The sequence below is a fragment of the Curtobacterium sp. WHRI 8282 genome, from assembly GCF_040223925.2.
Lineage (GTDB): Bacteria > Actinomycetota > Actinomycetes > Actinomycetales > Microbacteriaceae > Curtobacterium > Curtobacterium flaccumfaciens.
Genome location: NZ_JBEHCD020000004.1, coordinates 254687 through 271217, shown reverse-complemented (window position 1 = coordinate 271217; position 16531 = coordinate 254687). Strand labels below are relative to the sequence as shown.

Genomic DNA, 16531 nt, shown 5'->3' with positions numbered 1-16531 from the left:
ACCTCCAGGCGACGCCTGGTGAACCGTCGGCGGCCGCGCGACGGCATGTCCTGACCGGTCGACGTCCCGGTCCCGGGTGGAATGCGGGCGGGCCCGCGTGCGTTGGCGACCACATGACCGACGACACCCTGCACCTGTCCGTCCTCGACCTGGCCACCCGCGAGTACGGCCAGTCCAACACCGAGGCCCTGCAGGGGTCCATCGACATGGCCGTGCACGCCGAGCAGCTCGGGTACGAGCGGTTCTGGGTCGCCGAGCACCACGGGATGCCGGGCATCACGTCCTCGGCCCCGGCGGTGCTGCTGAGCGCCGTGGGTGCGGCCACCTCGACCATCCGCATCGGTTCGGGTGGCGTCATGCTGCCGAACCACGCGCCCCTCGTCGTCGCCGAGCAGTTCGGCACGCTCCGTGCCCTGTACGGCGACCGGGTCGACCTCGGGCTCGGGCGCGCTCCCGGCACCGACGGCGCAACGGCGATGGCCCTCCGCCGCACGGACCGACTCGACGTCGACGACTTCCCGGACCGCCTGGCCGACCTGATCGGGTTCTTCACCGGCATGGGCGCGGAGAACCCGCTGGCCGGCATCCGCGCCGTGCCTGGCTACGGCGACGTGCCGGAGTTCTGGCTGCTCGGGTCCTCGGGCTACAGCGCCCAGGTCGCCGGTGCGCTCGGCATCTCGTTCGCGTTCGCCCACCACTTCGCGTCGGACAACACCGAGGCCGCACTCGCCCTGTACCGCGACTCGTTCCGTCCGTCGCGCTTCCGCCAGACGCCGAACGCGCTGATCGGCGTGCAGGTCGTCACCGACGAGGACCCCGCCGTCATCGACGAGCAGAGCGCCCCGGGCATGATCTCGTTCATCCGGATGCGCTCGGGCCGGAAGCCCGAGCCGGTGTCGATGGACGAGGCGCGCGCGTACGAGTTCAACGACCTCGAGCGTCGGTTCATCGCCGCCCGTACCGAGCGTCAGGCCTACGGCAACGCCGAGCAGGTCGCGGAGAAGATCAACGCACTCGTGGCGTCGACCGGGGCGAACGGCGTGATCGTGTCGCCCGGTGCTGCGCAGGCGCGGTACCGGCACCAGGCGCTCGACGTCGTGGCCGGGCTGCACGCCGCCGGCAAGCTCGTGCCCGCGGGCGCGGCTGCTGCGTCCGTCTAGTCCGGGTCGCTTCGTGAGCAGGAATGGTCGGGTGTCCACTGGGCACCCGACCATTGCTGCTCACGGAGTTCCGCGGAGCCTCAGGTGAGCAAGCCCAGACGCGTGGCCGCGGCGACCGCACCGACGCGGGAGCTGACGTCGAGCTTGCGGAACACGTTGTAGACGTGCCGCTTGACGGTGCCGATCGCGAGCTGCAGGTCGGCGGCGATCTCGGCGTTGGTGCGTGCGGCGGCGATGAGTCGCAGGACCTCGAGCTCGCGGTCGCTCAGCGGTGAGCCGGCTCGGGCCTCCGTGACCAGGTCGACGGGGAACGTGACCGGAGCCGCGTCGGCATGTGCTGCACGCGCGATCCGGTCGACGAGTTCGCGGCTCGGGGTGTCCTTCGTGACGAAGTCGACCGCGCCGGCGTCGAGCAGGGTGCGGCGGAGGACCGCGTCCCGGTGCATCGTGAGCACCACGACCCGGATGTCCGGGCGGGTGCGGCGGATCGTGGCGATCGTCGTCCGTGCCGGAGGACCGTCCAGCTCGACGTCGAGCAACAGGACGTCGACCGCGGCGGCCTCGGGGGAGTCGAGCACCTCGGCCGGTCGCTCGCCGTGTGCGACGACGCGGATCGTGGGGACCGCGGCCAGGATGGTGGCGAGCCCTTCACGGAACAGCCGGTGGTCGTCGACGATGGCGACGTGGGTGACGGTCACAGGGTGCCCCTCGGGATCCTCAGGCGGACGGTGGTGCCGTGCTGTCGGCTGCCGCGGGTGCTCTCGACGTCGAGCCGAGCGCCGATCACCGCGGCGCGCTCCCGCATCGTCTGCTGCCCGAGGCGACCGTCGGCATCGCTGTGCACGTCGAAGCCCGGACCGTCGTCGGTCACCGTCACCACCACGGCAGCGGGGGACCACGCGAAGCGCACCGAGCTCGTCGACCCCGGGGCGTGCTTGCTGCGGTTCGTGAGCGCCTCGAGCAGGATCGTCAGCGCTTCCTCCGCCTGCCAGTTCGGCAGTGGACCGGAGGTGCCCGTCGACTCGATGGACAGGCGGCCGTCGTCGGGGAACAGGTCGTGCACGTGCCGGCGGAGCGCGTCGTCCAGCAGCGCGTCACCGACGCGGGCGTGCAGGCTCACCGCGAGGTCCTGGACGTCGCCGAGCGCACTCCTGAGCAACCGTGCCGCATCGTCGAGCTGTGCGGCACGCTCGTCCGCGGGCGGGTCCGTCAGCAGGACGAGGTCGAGGCGCTGCAACCCGGCGAGGATGCCGTGTGCCACGCGGTCGTGCAGGTCTCGCGCGATCTGCGTGCGGGAGTCCAGGTGTGCCGTGGTGACACGCTGGCGCAGTGCCTCCGTGTACGCGACCGCCCCGGCCGGGAACCGGCTCCAGATGCCGGCGTGCAGGGCCCTGGTGGCACGCAGGACCTCGGCGGTGGACACCGCGCCGACCTCGTCGACGAAGACCGGCAGGTAGGCGTCGAAGAGCATCTCGGCCGCGAGCATGGCGCCGGCCGGGTGCTGGGCGTGCTCGGCGTGCAGACTGCCGGTCGCCAGGTGCTCGGGGTCGAGGAACGTGTGGCTCACGACGCTTCCGTCGGTCCCCGCCGCGTAGCGCTCGTGGGCCTCGGCGATCATCGACGTGACGTTCTCCGTCAGGTTCCCCGCGAGCACCGGGTCGTCCGCGATGTCGGGGAACTCCGCAGCGATCGTGGTGAGCACGGCGGTGAGGGGATGGTCGTTCTGCATGGCGTTTGCGAGCGTAGCGGGAGGTGGTGCTCGCAGCGGGGGACGAACGGACCGAGTGGGTCGTGCGACCCATCGGACGGTCGTGCTGCGCCCGGGGAAAGCAGAAGGCCCTGGTTCCGGAGAACCAGGGCCTTCTTCGTACTGTCTCAACACAGTGTCGGGGTGACAGGATTTGAACCTGCGACCTCCTCGTCCCGAACGAGGCGCGCTACCAAGCTGCGCCACACCCCGCGGTGTGATCACTCCGTACCGGAGCAACCCGACAATACTATCCGATGATCCAGGGTGCTCACGACCATCCGGCGAACTCCCGGGCGAGTCGGGTCAGGACGCCCGTGCGGAGAGGGTGACCACGACGGCCTCGGGTCGGCAGGCGAACCGGACGGGCGCGTAGATCGAGGTGCCGAGGCCCGCGGAGACCTCGAGCCACGACCAGTGGTTGCGGTGCTCCCACTTGTGCAGCCCGCTGGCGTACCGACGGGGGAGGTCGCTGTTCGTGACGAGCGCGCCGACCCCGGGGACCGCCACCTGACCGCCGTGGGTGTGCCCGGCGAAGATGATGTCGGCGCCCTGGGTCACGAAGGCATCGAGCACCCGACGGTAGGGGGCGTGCGTGACACCGATGGCGACCGGTGCGGGGCCGTCCTCGTCCTCGGACCACGGCACGTCACTGCGCATCTCGTCGACGTTGGTGGGGAGCAGGTCGAGCCGGTCCCAGTCGCGGTGCGCGTCCGAGGTGCCGAACAGCTCGAAGCGGGAGCCGCGGAGTTCGATCGCGTGCGCCTGGTCGTTCAGATCGAGCCAGCCGAGCGACTCGAAGAACGCCGTCTGCCGATCGATGTCGAGCCCGACGGGCTCCGCGGCCTTGTGCATCCGGCTCGGCCCGGAGAAGTACTTGAGCGGGTTGCGCGGGGAGGGCCCGAAGAAGTCGTTCGACCCGTAGGCGAAGACCCCGGGCACCCCGCGGAACGGCTCGAGCGCGTACTCCACGGCGGCGTTCGCGGTCGCGTGGCCGAGGTTGTCCCCGGTGTTCACGATGAAGTCCGGCTCGACCAGGCTCAGGTCGCGCAGCCACTGCTGCTTGTCGGCCTGCCACGGGGCCATGTGGATGTCGGACAGGTGCAGGACGGTGACGTCACGGGAGCCCGGCGGGAGCACCGGGACGGTCTCCCACCGGATCCCGAAGCGGCGACGCTCGACGAGCGAACCCCACGCTGCCGACGCGGCACCGACGGCCGCGCCGGCTGCGAGGACCCCGAGTGCGGTACGACCGCGGGTCACTTGCAGTCCTTGGGCGCCTTGCCGTTCTTGTCGCCGTACAGGGTCAGCGTGACCGTCGAGTCCTTGTTGGCGTCGGTGTGCACGCCGGGCTCGACCGAGGCGACACGGCACTCCTTGTCGCCGCCGCCCTTCGCGTACTGCTCGGCGATGGCGACGTTCGTCAGCCCGACCTGGTTCAGCTGGGCGCGTGCGTCGGAGAGGGGCTTGCCCGTCACCGACGGCACGGTGATCTGCGACCCGTCGGAGGTGTAGACGGTGACGCTCGACCCGGACGACAGCAGCGAACCGGCCGACGGTGAGGTCGAGGTCACGGTTCCGGCCTTGCCGGCGCCCGGCTGCGCGCCGCCGTCGACGTAGGTGAAGCCGGCACCCGAGATCGCGGCGCGGGCCTCGTCGGCCGTCTTGCCGCGGAGGTCCGGCAGCGCCTTGCTGTTGCCGCGGAGGGCGGAGGTGTTCGGGTCGGTGAAGGCACCGGCGGGGTAGGCGGCGTTGATCGGGGTCATCGCCTGCTGCCACACGCTCGCTCGGACACCGGCGTACGTGCCGTTGACCCCGTTGCTGTAGTGCCGCAGGTTGTTGAGCTTGCCGTCGGTGTTGCCCTGCCAGTACGCCGTCGCGACCCGCGAGCTCGACCCGACGAGCCAGATCTGGTTCGCGGTGTCGGTGGTACCCGTCTTGGCGAACAGCTGGGTACCGTCCGGGGTCTGCGCGCCGCGGGCGGTACCGCTGGCGATCGTGCCCTTCATGGCGTAGACAGCGGCGTGGGCGACCTCGGGGTCGAGCACCTGCTTGCAGTCCTTGGTCTGTCCGCCGAGCTGCTTGCCGCTGGGGGAGGTGACCTGCTCGATGGCGATCGGCTTGCAGTAGATGCCGTTGTTCGCGACGGCGGCGTAGGCGGCTGCCATCGTCATCGGTGCGATCTCGTTGACGCCGAGGACGGACGACGGGGTGTACTGCAGTTCGCCGCCGTCGGCGCGGTGCACGCCGAGGGACTCCGCCGTGTCGCGGATGTCGCACAGGTCGAGCTTCTGCGCCATGTTCAGGAACGCCAGGTTGATGGAGCCGGCGGTCGCGGCGGCCACCGTGTAGTTGCCGCTCTCGCCGGGGCTGTCGTTCTTCGGGTTGTAGTTGCCCGCGGTGATCGGTGACCCGCAGGCGGTCCAGCCGGACGACATGTTCCGTGGTGCGCCGCTGACGACCTCGTTGAGACCGTGACCAGCCTTGAGCCAGGCGAGGAGCGTGAACAGCTTGTACGTCGAGCCGGTCTGGAAGCCGCCGGAGTTGCCGTACTTGTAGTCGACGCTGTAGTTGATCGAGGTCGACGTCGGCGCGGACTTCAGGGACTGGTCGTAGTCCTTGTTCTGCGCCATCGTCAGGATGCGACCGGTGCCCGCCTCGATCGAGTTGAGCGTGGCCCCCAGCGCCAGGCCGGTCTCGGCCTTGTTGTCGTAGGTGTTGACGAGCCGCTTCTGCTCGGCGTTCAGGTCGATGTTCAGCGTCGTCTGGATCTTGTAGCCGCCGTTGCGCCACGCGGTGTCACGGGCCTTCTGCGACGATCCGAGCTGCGACATCTCCTTGACGACCTTGACGGCGTAGTCGCAGAAGAACTGCGATCCGTCGCCGACCGACGCCCGGCACCCCTGCGAGGGCTGGGTCAGGCGGACGTAGTCCTTCGGGTTCGAGGCGACGGCCTGGTCGTACTCGGCCTTCGTCAGGTTCTTCTGGGCGTACATCGACTTCAGGATGACGTCGCGCCGGGCGACGTTCGCCTCGTACTTCTTCGGGTTCGACAGGTTGCGCGCCTCGGGGTACTGCACGATGGCGAGCAGTGACGCCGCCTCTGCCGGGGTCAGGTCGGTCGCGCTCTTGTTGTAGTAGTGCTGCGCGGCGGCCTGCACGCCGTACGTCTGGTCGCCGAAGTAGGCGATGTTCAGGTAGGCGGTGAGGATCTCCTTCTTGGAGTACTTCTTCGCCAGCCCGATCGCGAGCTTCATCTCCTCGAGCTTGCGGGGGATGGTCTGCTCGACTGCCTCGTTGTAGGCCTTGACCTGCTCCTTCTTCGTGGGGAGCTCGAGGGCCTGCTGCATCTTGATGTTGCGGACGAGCTGCATCGTCAGCGTGGAGCCACCGCCAGAGTCGCCGAGACCGCCCGCGAGGCTGCCGACACCGGCGCGGACGAGGGACGTCATGTCGACGCCGCCGTGGTCGTAGAAGCGCTTGTCCTCGCCGTCGATCGCGGCGTTCTTGAGCTGTTCGCTGATCTGGTCGAACTTCAGCTCTTCGCGGTTCTGGTCGTACACGGTCGCGAAGTGCACGGACTTGCCGCCCGAGTACGCGTAGACCTCGTTGCGCTGCGGGAGGTCACCGATCTCGATGTACTCCGGCAGGGACTCGAACACGCCGATGGTGGACGTCGTCGTGACACCGGCGACCGCGATGGCCGGGGTGACACCGATCGTGACGAGCAGGCCGGCGAGGGCACTGAACCCGACGAATCCGATGAAGGCGCCGACTGCTGAGACGGGCTTGGTCCGCGATGCAGACGTCTTCTGGGCAGACATAGGATGCAGCCTAAACGACACCCCCGACTGAAAGGCTGGCAAGGAACCGCATGACTCGCTGGGAGTACTTCACCACGCCGCTGATGATCCACAACACCACCGCGATCCTCAACAACTACGGGGACGAGGGTTGGGAACTGGTCCAGATCGTCACCGGACCCGAGGGCGGTCTCGTCGCCTACCTGAAGCGCCCCAAGGCCGACGCATGAGCGTCTCCGACCGGCTCGCCGCCCTCGGCCTGACGATCCCCGCGGTCGCCGCGCCCGTCGCCGCGTACGTCCCCGCCGTCGTGACGGGGCAGTACGTCTACACGGCCGGTCAGCTGCCGTTCGTCGACGGTGCCCTGCCCGTGACCGGCAAGGTCGGCACCGACGTCGACGCCGAGACCGCCGCCGCCCAGGCTCGTGTGGCCGCGCTGAACGCCCTGGCCGCCGTGCAGTCGGTCGCCGGCTCGCTCGACCGCGTGGCGCGGGTCGTCAAGGTCACGGTCTTCGTCGCCTCGGACCCGTCGTTCACCGGGCAGCCCGGTGTCGCGAACGGGGCGTCGACCCTGGTCGGCGAGGTCTTCGGTGACGCCGGCGTCCACGCGCGGAGCGCGGTGGGCGTCGCGGTGCTCCCACTGGACGCGCCGGTCGAGGTCGAGCTGGTGGTGGAACTCACCGCCTGACGGACCGTCAGTCGAACGCAGGACGCGAGCAGGGCCTCCAGTCTGGATCTGACTGGAGGCCCTGCTTCCGTCTGGCGTGACTACATGAGTTCCGAGATGGTCGCCATGATCGTCGGGTCGGCGAGTGTCGTCGTGTCGCCGATGCGGCGGCCCTCGGCCGCGTCGCGGAGCAGCCGTCGCATGATCTTGCCGGAGCGTGTCTTCGGTAGCTCCGGGACGATGACGACCTGGCGCGGCTTCGCGATGGCGCCGATCCGCTTGCCGACCCAGTTGCGGAGTTCCGCGGAGGCGGCATCGCGGTCGACGTCGGCGGCGGCCTCGGCCGTCAGGATGACGAACGCGACGACGGCCTGCCCGGTGGTCTCGTCGGCGGCACCGACCACGGCGGCCTCGGCGACGCCCTCGTGGCCGACCAGCGCGGACTCGATCTCGGCCGTCGACAGGCGGTGGCCCGAGACGTTCATGACGTCGTCCACGCGCCCCTGCACCCAGATGTCGCCCTGCCCGTCGAGCCGCGCACCGTCGCCGGCGAAGTAGCGGCCGGGGAACCGCGACCAGTACGTCTCGACGAACCGGTCCGGGTCGTTCCAGATCCCGCGGGCCATCGACGGCCACGGCTCGGTGATCGTCAGGTAGCCGCTCTCACCCGGGTCGGCGCGGTTGCCGTCGTCGTCGACGATCTCGGCGACGATGCCCGGCAGGGGCGTCTGCGCGGCGCCGGGCTTGAGCTTCGTGACGCCGGGCAGCGCGGAGATCATGATCGCGCCGGTCTCGGTCTGCCACCACGTGTCGACGATCGGCGTGCGGTCGTGGCCGATGACCTGCCGGTACCACTGCCACGCCTCGGGGTTGATCGGTTCGCCGACGCTGCCGAGCAGGCGGAGGGTCTCGAGGCTGCGCGCCTCGGGGATCTCGCGGCCGGCCTTCATCGCCGCGCGGACCGCGGTGGGTGCGGTGTACAGGACTGTGACGCCGTAGGCGTCGACGAGGTCCCACCAGCGCCCGGGCTTCGGTTCGTCGGGGGTGCCCTCGTAGAGCACCTGGGTGACGCCGTTGGCGAGCGGGCCGTAGACGACGTAGGAGTGGCCGGTGATCCAGCCGATGTCGGCGGTGCACCAGTAGACGTCCTTCTCCGGGTGCATGTCGAAGACGTTCTTGTGCGTGTAGGCCGCCTGGGTCAGGTAGCCGCCGGAGGTGTGCACGATGCCCTTCGGCTTCCCGGTCGTGCCCGAGGTGTACAGGATGAACAGCGGGGTCTCGGCGGGGAACGCCGGTGCCTCGTGGGTCGGTGCCGCCTTGGCGAGTTCGTCGTGCCACCAGAGGTCGCGGTCGTTCCACGCGATGTCGTTGCCGCCGCGCTTGACGACCAGGACGTGCTCGACCGTGTCGGTGCCCTCGCCGGTCAGTGCCTCGTCGACGGCGGGCTTGAGCGGTGAGACGGCGCCGCGCCGCCATCCGCCGTCCGCGGTCACGACGAGCTTCGCGCCGGCGTCCTCGATGCGGGCGCGGAGGCTCTCCGCGCTGAACCCGCCGAAGACGACCGAGTGCACGGCACCGATGCGGGCGACGGCGAGCATCGTCACGACGGCCTCGGGGATGAGCGGCAGGTACACGATGACCCGGTCGCCCCGGCCCACGCCGAGGTCGGTGAGCATGTTCGCGGCGCGCTGCACCTCGGCGGTCAGCTCGGCGTAGGTGATGCGGCGCGTGTCGCCGGGAGCGCCCTCGAAGTGGATCGCGACCCGGTCGCCGTTGCCGGCGCGGACGTGTCGGTCGAGGCAGTTCTCGGCGACGTTGAGCGTGCCGTCGGCGAACCACTTCGCGAACGGGGCGCCCGACCAGTCCAGGGTCTGCGTGAACGGGGTGCGCCAGTCGAGCAGGGAGCGGGACTGCTCGGCCCAGAAGGCCTCGCGGTCGGCTGCTGCCGCGTGGTGGAGGTCCTCGCCGGCGACCGCGTCGGCCACGAACTCGGGCGGCGGCGCGAAGGTCGCTCCGTCGTCGCCTCGGGGGTCGGTCTGGGTCGGAGTGGACATCGATGTCCTTTCGCGTCGTTGCGGCCTCTGGTGGCATCCGTCGTGGGTGCGTGCGCGCATCCGGGGCGGTTGCGTGCGTGCATCCGTCGCCGGTGCCTGCGTGCATCCGGAGACTACCCCTCGGCCGGGTCGGGGCGCGGCACGCCCGGACGTCGTGTCCGGGGTTGCCCTCGAGGGCCGATCGTGGGGTACAGTAGTTCCCGCTGGACTCGTTTCCGGCGGCATCGAATCGGATTCCCCCCAATCCCTCGATGTCAAGGCGGCACCTGTTCCCCCCAACCGGTGCCGCCTCTTCTGTTTCCCGGGGTCCGACTCGAGCGAGGGTTGCTCGTCGGGCGCCGTCGTGTGCCCCGATCCGCGCAGGGACGCCGGTCGCGTGGACAGACCGGTCCATGCTCGTGCATGCATTCTGCATGTTCTTGCGTAGCAGGTGCTACGCGCAGTCCGGCCGGGGGGAGCGGGGGTGGTGGGGCAACCCGAGCGCGTCGGTGTCGCATCATCGACCGGGGTACGGCTTTCCGTTTCGGGGGACAAACCGGTCCGTTGGTGGGGCACTCCGACGTTGTCCACAGAAGTGGGGACCGTCTCTCCGGGGCGGTGGCGCGCTCCCTACCGTCGGCGGCATGCCCCTGCACCGTGCTCCTCTTCTTCCCCGCGCGTCGGCGCCTGCTGCGTCGACACCGCCTGTGTCCTCGGCACCGGCGCGGCCGTTTGCTCCGTCGGCCCCCTTCCTGCCCGGAACCGCGCAGCCGACTCGTCGCCGGGCCGCCGTGGTCGTCGAGTTCGAGGAACTCGCAGCCCTGGTGACGGATGCCACCGTGACGGACGTCCTGGTGCTCGGTGGCGTCGGGACGTGGGTCGACCGCGGGACCGGCCTCGAAGCCGTCCAGCCGCGACTGACCGAAGCGCGAGCCCGCGAGCTCGCGACCCGGCTCGTCGCGCTCGGCGGTCGCCACGTCGACGAGACCACCCCGTGCGCGGACGTCCGGCACGGCGACGGCGTCCGGGTCCACGTCGTCCTTGCTCCGGTGTCCGTCGGCGGCACCGCCGTGTCGATCCGGCTGCCACAGGTCCAGCGACCCTCCCTCGCCACCCTCGAGCGCGGCGGCACCTTCGCGTTCGTCCCGCGGTCGGTCGTCGAGGACGCCGTCGCCGCGCGCCGGAACGTCCTGGTCACCGGCGCGACCGGCAGCGGCAAGACCACCCTGCTCGCGGCGATGCTCGGGAACGTCCCCGTCGACGAGCGCATCGTGACGGTGGAGGACGTCGCCGAGCTCCGGATCGCCCACCCGCACGTCGTCGCGCTCGAGGCGCGGCAGGCGAACGCCGAGGGGGTCGGCGCGCTCGGCCTCGACCGGCTCGTGCGCGAGGCGCTGCGGATGCGACCCGACCGGATCGTCGTGGGGGAGTGCCGCGGTGCCGAGGTCCGCGAACTCCTCTCCGCCCTGAACACCGGGCACGACGGGGGAGCCGGCACCGTGCACGCCAACGGCATCGCCGACGTCGCCGCTCGCCTCGAAGCACTCGGCGCACTCGCCGGCCTCGGTGCCGAGGCGCTCGCCCGGCAGGCCGTCAGCGCCTTCGACCTGGTCCTGCACGTGGAACGACGAGCAGGACAGCGGCGGCTGGGCGGCGTGGGCACGTTGTGCGTCGGCCCGGACGGGAGGCTCGAGGTGCGCCCGGTGGACGGGCTGCGGTGAGCCGACCCACACCCGACGGCCCGGCGCGGGTTGCCGGGGTGCTCGACCGGGTGGCGACGCTGGTCGCGGCGGGAGTCCCGCCGCCGCGGGCCTGGCGGCTCGTCGGCGGACTGCCCGGGGCCGGGGGACCCGCGCAGCAGGACATCGTCGTCGTCCTCCGCGTGGCGGACCGGACGGGAGCGCCCGTCGCGGAGACCCTCCGTGGGCTCGCAGGCGCGCTCCGACGCGCCGCCGCCTCGGACCGCGCGATCCGGGTCGCCCTGGCCGGTCCGCGGACGAGCGCCCGGGTCGTGCTCGCGCTGCCGCTCTTCGGGCTGGGCCTCGGTGCGGCCTGGGGCGCCGGTGCCGTCGAGGTCCTGGTCGGTTCACCGGCCGGTTGGGCGTGCTCGTGCACCGCGGCGGCCCTCGTCCTGGCCGGTCGGAGGTGGACCGCCCGGCTGGTCCGTTCCGCGACGCCCGACGGCCGCGTCCCCGGGGTGCTCCTCGACGCCTGGGCCGTGGCGGTCGCCGGAGGCGGGTCGTGGACCACCGCCGGGCAGGCCGTCGCCGAGGCGTCCGCGGGAGCCGCCGCGCCCGCCGGAGACCTGGACCGGCTGCGGGAGGTCCTCGACCTCGCCCGGCGTGCAGGAGTCCCCGCCGCAGGGTTGCTCCGCCGCGCCGCCGAGGACGTGCGCGACGAGGCCGCTGCCGACGGGCTCGTGGCGGCGGAACGACTGGCCGTCCGACTGGTGCTGCCACTCGGCGTCTGCGTCCTGCCGGCGTTCGTGCTCGTAGGGGTGGTGCCCGTGGTGGTGGGGGTCCTCTCCTCCACGGTGGGCGGTACTGAATGACTTCTCCACAGATGCCACCGTGACCGCCTCGTCGACACCCCGGCCCGGACACGCTGGTCCCACCGAACAGAAAGGACGGACACCATGAGCACCACGTCATCCCCCGGCAACCGCACCCGTCGGACCATCCGCCACCGTCACCCGCGCCCCCTCGTCGCCCGCTGGGGGTCACGACTGCGGGACGACCGGGGATCGGCGACCGCCGAGTACGCGGTCGTCATCCTCGCCGCCGTGGCCTTCGCCGGTGTGCTCGTCGCCGTCATGCGGTCCGGCGAGGTCCAGACCATCCTCACCGACCTCGTCCGTGGCGCGCTCTCGCTGTGAGCGCGGCTCCGTGACCGTCGAGTTCGCGGTGGCGCTCCCCGTGGTGGCGATCGTGCTGACCGCCCTCGTCGCGGCGGTCCTCGTCGTCGACGCGCAGGGCCGTCTGCAACTCGCCGCAGCCACCGCCGCCCGGGCGATCGGGCGCGACGACGAGAGCCAGGGGCGGTCAGCGGCCGACCGGATCGTCCCGGGGGTCTCGGTCGTCGTCCGGTCGGACGGCGACCTGGTCTGCGTCGACGCCACGCGCGGCGCGACCGGTCCCGCCGCGGCGCTCCCACTGACCGCGACGGGGTGCGCCGCGGCCCGAGGGGGTTGACGTGACGAGTCCCGACGGCCAACGCGGCTCGGCGACCGTGCTGCTCGTGGCGGTCCTCGGCGTGGGTGTCCTCGTCGGGTCGTCGGCGCTCGCCGCAGCCGGTCACCGCACGCAGGCCATCCGGGCCCAGGGCGCCGCCGACGCCGCCGCCGTGGGCACCGCGGCGGCCGCCACCGGGCTGGTGCCGGGGGAGCCCTGCGCGGTCGCCACCCGGATCGCCACGGCGAACGGGGCCGCCCTCGACGCCTGCGAACTCGTCGCCACCACGGCCCGGGTCCGCGTGGTCGTGGGCACGGGTCCGTTCGTCGTCAGCGCACTCGCGGTGGCCGGTCCGGCAGGCGACCCGCCCGAACACTATGTGTATGGTGTGCCTGTCGGCCCGCGGTCACCGATGTCCCGGTCGACCCGGACACGCTCGTGGACAGGGCCGATCAGCACCATCGATCAAGGAGACACGTGCCAGGCACGAAGAAGCTCGTGATCGTCGAGAGCCCTGCGAAGGCGAAGACGATCGCGCAATACCTCGGTGACGGATACGAAGTCCAGGCCTCGGTCGGACACATCCGCGACCTCGTCGAGCCGAAGAACCTGCCGGCCGAGCTCAAGAAGGGCTCCCTCGGCAAGTTCTCGGTGGACGTCGACAACGGCTTCGAGCCGTACTACGTCGTGTCCGATGCCAAGAAGAAGACCGTCTCCGAGCTGAAGCGCGCCCTCAAGGACGCCGACGAGCTCTACCTCGCAACAGATGAAGACCGCGAGGGTGAAGCGATCGCGTGGCACCTGCTGCAGGTCCTGAAGCCGAAGGTCCCCGTCAAGCGGATGGTCTTCCACGAGATCACGAAGGAGGCGATCCAGCGCGCGCAGGAAGCCACCCGTGAGCTCGACACCGCCCTCGTCGACGCGCAGGAGACCCGCCGGATCCTCGACCGTCTCTACGGGTACGAGGTCTCCCCGGTCCTGTGGCGCAAGGTCGCCCCCGGTCTGTCCGCCGGCCGCGTGCAGTCCGCCGCCACCCGACTCGTCGTCGACCGTGAGCGCGAGCGCCTGGCCTTCGTCTCCGCCAACTACTGGGACCTCTCCGCCCGGTTCGAGAAGGCCGGCGAGTCCTCCTTCTCCGCGCGTCTCGCCCGGATCCACGGCACCCGTGTCGCCTCCGGTCGTGACTTCGACGACCGCGGCACGCTCAGCGGTGACGTCGTCCGGCTCGACCAGGCCGCTGCCGCGTCGCTGACGACGGTCCTCGAGCGCGCAGGTGACGCCACCGTCCGCAGTGTCGACTCGAAGCCGTACACGCGACGCCCGGCCGCCCCCTTCACCACGTCGACGCTCCAGCAGGAAGCCGCTCGTAAGCTCCGTCTGTCCCCGCGACAGACCGCTCGTGCTGCGCAGACCCTGTACGAGAACGGCTACATCACCTACATCCGTACCGACTCGGTCTCGCTCTCGAAGCAGGCCATCGACGCCGCTCGCAAGCAGGCAGCCGACCTGTACGGTTCGGCCACCGTGCCCGACAAGCCCCGTCTCTACGCGAGCAAGAGCAAGAACGCGCAAGAGGCGCACGAGGCGATCCGTCCCGCTGGCGACTCCTTCCGCACTCCGCAGGACCTGCAGGGCACCCTGACCGGTGTGGAGTGGCGCCTCTACGACCTCATCTGGAAGCGCACCATCGCGTCCCAGATGGCGGACGCCAAGGGTTCGACCGCGTCGATCGTGCTCGGCATCTCCTCCACCGAGTCGGTCGAGGGCATCGCGTCGACCGCGAACGGCACCGACGCCGAGTTCACCGCCTCGGGCACCGTCATCACGTTCCGCGGCTTCCTCAGCGCCTACGAAGAAGGCCGTGACGAGGACCGCCACGAGTCCTCCGAGCGTGCCGGCCAGGACGTCGCCCTGCCGAACGTGGCCCAGGGCGAGCACCTCTCGGTCACCGACGTCGAGGCGAAGGGGCACGACACCACCCCGCCGCCGCGCTTCACCGAGGCGAGCCTCATCAAGACGCTGGAAGAGCTGGGGATCGGGCGTCCGTCGACCTACCCCACGATCAGCCCGACGATCATCGACCGTGGCTACGTCTCGCTCCGCGGCACGCAGCTGGTGCCGAATTGGATCGCGTTCAGCGTGGTGCGGTTGCTCGAGGAGTACTTCGGCGAGCTCGTGGAGTACGACTTCACCGCCGAGATGGAAGAAGACCTCGACCGCATCGCCCGCGGCGACGCCGACCGCGTGGACTGGCTCAAGGGCTTCTACTTCGGTGGCGACGACGACCAGCGCGGCCTGCGGACCGTCATCGACAACCTCGGTGAGATCGACGCCCGCGAGATCAACTCGGTCGAGCTCGCTCCGGGCCTCACGCTCCGGATCGGTCGGTACGGCCCCTACATCGAGGTGCCGAGCGACGACCCCGAGAAGCCGCGGCGTGTCAACGTCCCCGAGGACCTCGCTCCCGACGAACTGACCGTCGAGAAGGCGAAGGAACTCGTCGACGCCCCGGTGATCGGGGACCGCGTCGTCGGGATCAACCCGGAGACCGGGAAAGAGGTCCTGGCGAAGGACGGCCGCTTCGGCCCCTACGTCACAGAGCGCAGCCCCGAGCCCGAACCCACCGTGGACCCGAAGACCGGCGAGGTCGTCGAGGCGCCCGTAGCGGCGGAGGCCCCGGCGGCCGATGCAGCTGCTGCGACCGCGACGAGCGAGACGGCGACGGCGAAGAAGGCCCCCGCCAAGAAGGCGCCCGCGAAGAAGACGACGAAGAAGGCCGCGGCGCCGAAGGAACGCACCGCCTCGCTCTTCAAGTCGATGGACCCGCAGACCGTCGACCTCGAGACCGCGCTGAAGCTCCTCGACCTTCCCCGCGTCGTGGGTCAGGACCCGGAGACGGGCAACGACATCACGGCGCAGAACGGCCGGTACGGGCCGTACCTGAAGAAGGGGACCGACACCCGGACCCTGCCCGGCGAGGACGCGATCTTCGACATCGACCTGCCCGGTGCACTCGAGCTGTTCGCGCAGCCGAAGTACGGCGGCAACCGCACCGCGAGCGCCGCCCTCAAGGAGTTCGACGCCGACCCGGTGTCCGGCAAGCCGATCAAGATGAAGGACGGCCGGTTCGGCCCGTACGTCACCGACGGCGAGACGAACGCGACCATCCCGAAGGGCGAGGACGTCGAGGCCGTCGACCACGCCCGCGCGGTGCAGCTCATCGCCGACAAGCGTGCCAAGGGGCCGGTCAAGAAGAAGACCCCGGCTCGTCGGACGGCGGCCAAGAAGAAGTGACCGGTCGCTTCATCACGCTCGAGGGCGGCGACGGCGCGGGCAAGACGACCCAGGCGGAGCTGCTCTCGGCGTGGCTCGGTGCGCACGGCCGGACCGTGGTGCGCACCCGCGAACCCGGCGGCACGGACCTCGGCGTCCAGATCCGGCAGATGGTCCTGCACGAGCGGGGCCACGTCGCTCCCCGGGCCGAGGCGCTGCTGTACGCGGCCGACCGTGCCCAGCACGTCGAGACGGTCGTCCGTCCGGCGATCGCTCGTGGCGAGGTCGTCCTGCAGGACCGCTACATCGACTCGTCCGTCGCCTACCAGGGCGTCGCGCGCGGGCTCGGCGCCGAGCAGGTCCGCTCCGTCTCGGAGTGGGCAGCGGACGGTCTGGCACCGGACCTCACGATCCTGCTCGACCTCGACGTCACCGTCGGACGCGCCCGGGTGGCCGCGGCACGGGGGGACACCTTCGACCGCCTCGAGTCCGAGGCCGCGGCGTTCCACGAGTCCGTCCGTCAGGCCTTCCTCGAGATGGCCGAGGCTGAGCCATCGCGCTTCCTGGTGGTCGACGCCTCGGACCCGACCGACGCCGTGCAGGACGCGGTCCGTCGAGCGGTCGCTCCGCTCGTCGGGATCGACCCGGCATGACGGTGGTCACTGACAGGATGGTCCC

The 16531-nt window shown here is 71.0% G+C and carries 15 protein-coding genes and 1 tRNA gene; 10 read left to right on the top strand and 6 right to left on the bottom strand.

Features of this window, described 5'->3' with window-relative positions; translation table 11 throughout:
• The first annotated feature begins 113 nt into the window (after positions 1-113).
• The gene (locus ABRP24_RS15150; protein ID WP_035808847.1) at positions 114-1160 is read left to right on the top strand and encodes an LLM class flavin-dependent oxidoreductase; all 1047 of its coding nucleotides are present in this window, start codon (positions 114-116) and stop codon (positions 1158-1160) included.
• 80 nt (positions 1161-1240) lie between these two features.
• Here ABRP24_RS15150 and ABRP24_RS15145 read toward each other — a convergent pair whose 3' ends face one another.
• The 5 genes from ABRP24_RS15145 to ABRP24_RS15125 form a co-directional block, all read right to left on the bottom strand.
• Positions 1241-1858, bottom strand: coding sequence for a response regulator (locus ABRP24_RS15145; protein WP_027466400.1), 618 nt, complete (start codon positions 1856-1858; stop codon positions 1241-1243).
• The gene (locus tag ABRP24_RS15140) at positions 1855-2889 is read right to left on the bottom strand and encodes a histidine kinase (RefSeq protein ID WP_349849058.1); all 1035 of its coding nucleotides are present in this window, start codon (positions 2887-2889) and stop codon (positions 1855-1857) included. Before ABRP24_RS15140 ends, ABRP24_RS15145 begins: the two co-directional genes overlap by 4 nt.
• A 157-nt stretch (positions 2890-3046) precedes the next feature.
• Positions 3047-3120: transfer RNA gene (locus tag ABRP24_RS15135), tRNA-Pro, on the bottom strand.
• Between the two features lie 93 nt (positions 3121-3213).
• On the bottom strand, positions 3214-4170 hold the full coding sequence (locus ABRP24_RS15130) for a metallophosphoesterase (RefSeq protein WP_027466402.1): 957 nt from the start codon (positions 4168-4170) through the stop codon (positions 3214-3216).
• Complete coding sequence (locus tag ABRP24_RS15125) at positions 4167-6731, bottom strand: transglycosylase domain-containing protein (RefSeq protein WP_071247319.1); 2565 nt, start codon at positions 6729-6731, stop codon at positions 4167-4169. The genes ABRP24_RS15130 and ABRP24_RS15125 overlap by 4 nt, the downstream gene beginning before the upstream one ends.
• A 50-nt stretch (positions 6732-6781) precedes the next feature.
• On the opposite strand from ABRP24_RS15125, the gene ABRP24_RS15120 reads away from it, so the two are divergent.
• Together ABRP24_RS15120 and ABRP24_RS15115 are read left to right on the top strand one after the other, a co-directional pair.
• A complete protein-coding gene (locus ABRP24_RS15120; protein WP_017888699.1) occupies positions 6782-6940 on the top strand; it encodes a DUF4177 domain-containing protein in 159 nt (52 codons plus the stop codon).
• Positions 6937-7398: a RidA family protein gene (locus tag ABRP24_RS15115; protein WP_027466403.1), complete on the top strand. Its 462-nt coding sequence runs from the start codon at positions 6937-6939 to the stop codon at positions 7396-7398. The genes ABRP24_RS15120 and ABRP24_RS15115 overlap by 4 nt, the downstream gene beginning before the upstream one ends.
• A gap of 80 nt (positions 7399-7478) precedes the next feature.
• On the opposite strand, the gene acs is transcribed toward ABRP24_RS15115, so the two are convergent.
• Positions 7479-9431 (bottom strand): acetate--CoA ligase, encoded by a 1953-nt coding sequence (gene acs / locus ABRP24_RS15110; protein WP_349849054.1) that lies wholly within the window; start codon positions 9429-9431, stop codon positions 7479-7481.
• 770 nt (positions 9432-10201) lie between these two features.
• On the opposite strand from acs, the gene ABRP24_RS15105 reads away from it, so the two are divergent.
• The 7 genes from ABRP24_RS15105 (at position 10202) to tmk (ending at position 16506) form a co-directional block, all read left to right on the top strand.
• Positions 10202-11131, top strand: a complete 930-nt coding sequence (locus ABRP24_RS15105; RefSeq protein ID WP_027466405.1) for a CpaF family protein — start codon at positions 10202-10204, stop codon at positions 11129-11131.
• Positions 11128-11961 (top strand): type II secretion system F family protein, encoded by an 834-nt coding sequence (locus tag ABRP24_RS15100; RefSeq protein WP_027466406.1) that lies wholly within the window; start codon positions 11128-11130, stop codon positions 11959-11961. The genes ABRP24_RS15105 and ABRP24_RS15100 overlap by 4 nt, the downstream gene beginning before the upstream one ends.
• Before the next feature lie 84 nt (positions 11962-12045).
• On the top strand, positions 12046-12285 hold the full coding sequence (locus ABRP24_RS15095) for a DUF4244 domain-containing protein (protein ID WP_027466407.1): 240 nt from the start codon (positions 12046-12048) through the stop codon (positions 12283-12285).
• A gap of 10 nt (positions 12286-12295) precedes the next feature.
• On the top strand, positions 12296-12601 hold the full coding sequence (locus ABRP24_RS15090) for a TadE family type IV pilus minor pilin (protein ID WP_173034573.1): 306 nt from the start codon (positions 12296-12298) through the stop codon (positions 12599-12601).
• Between the two features lies 1 nt (position 12602).
• Positions 12603-13082, top strand: coding sequence for a hypothetical protein (locus ABRP24_RS15085; RefSeq protein WP_214520536.1), 480 nt, complete (start codon positions 12603-12605; stop codon positions 13080-13082).
• Positions 13058-15874 carry a type I DNA topoisomerase gene (gene topA, locus ABRP24_RS15080; protein ID WP_349849050.1) on the top strand — a complete coding sequence of 939 codons (2817 nt, stop codon included), beginning with the start codon at positions 13058-13060 and terminating at the stop codon, positions 15872-15874. Before ABRP24_RS15085 ends, topA begins: the two co-directional genes overlap by 25 nt.
• Positions 15871-16506, top strand: coding sequence for a dTMP kinase (tmk, locus tag ABRP24_RS15075; RefSeq protein ID WP_027466410.1), 636 nt, complete (start codon positions 15871-15873; stop codon positions 16504-16506). Before topA ends, tmk begins: the two co-directional genes overlap by 4 nt.
• Positions 16507-16531: the final 25 nt, after the last annotated feature.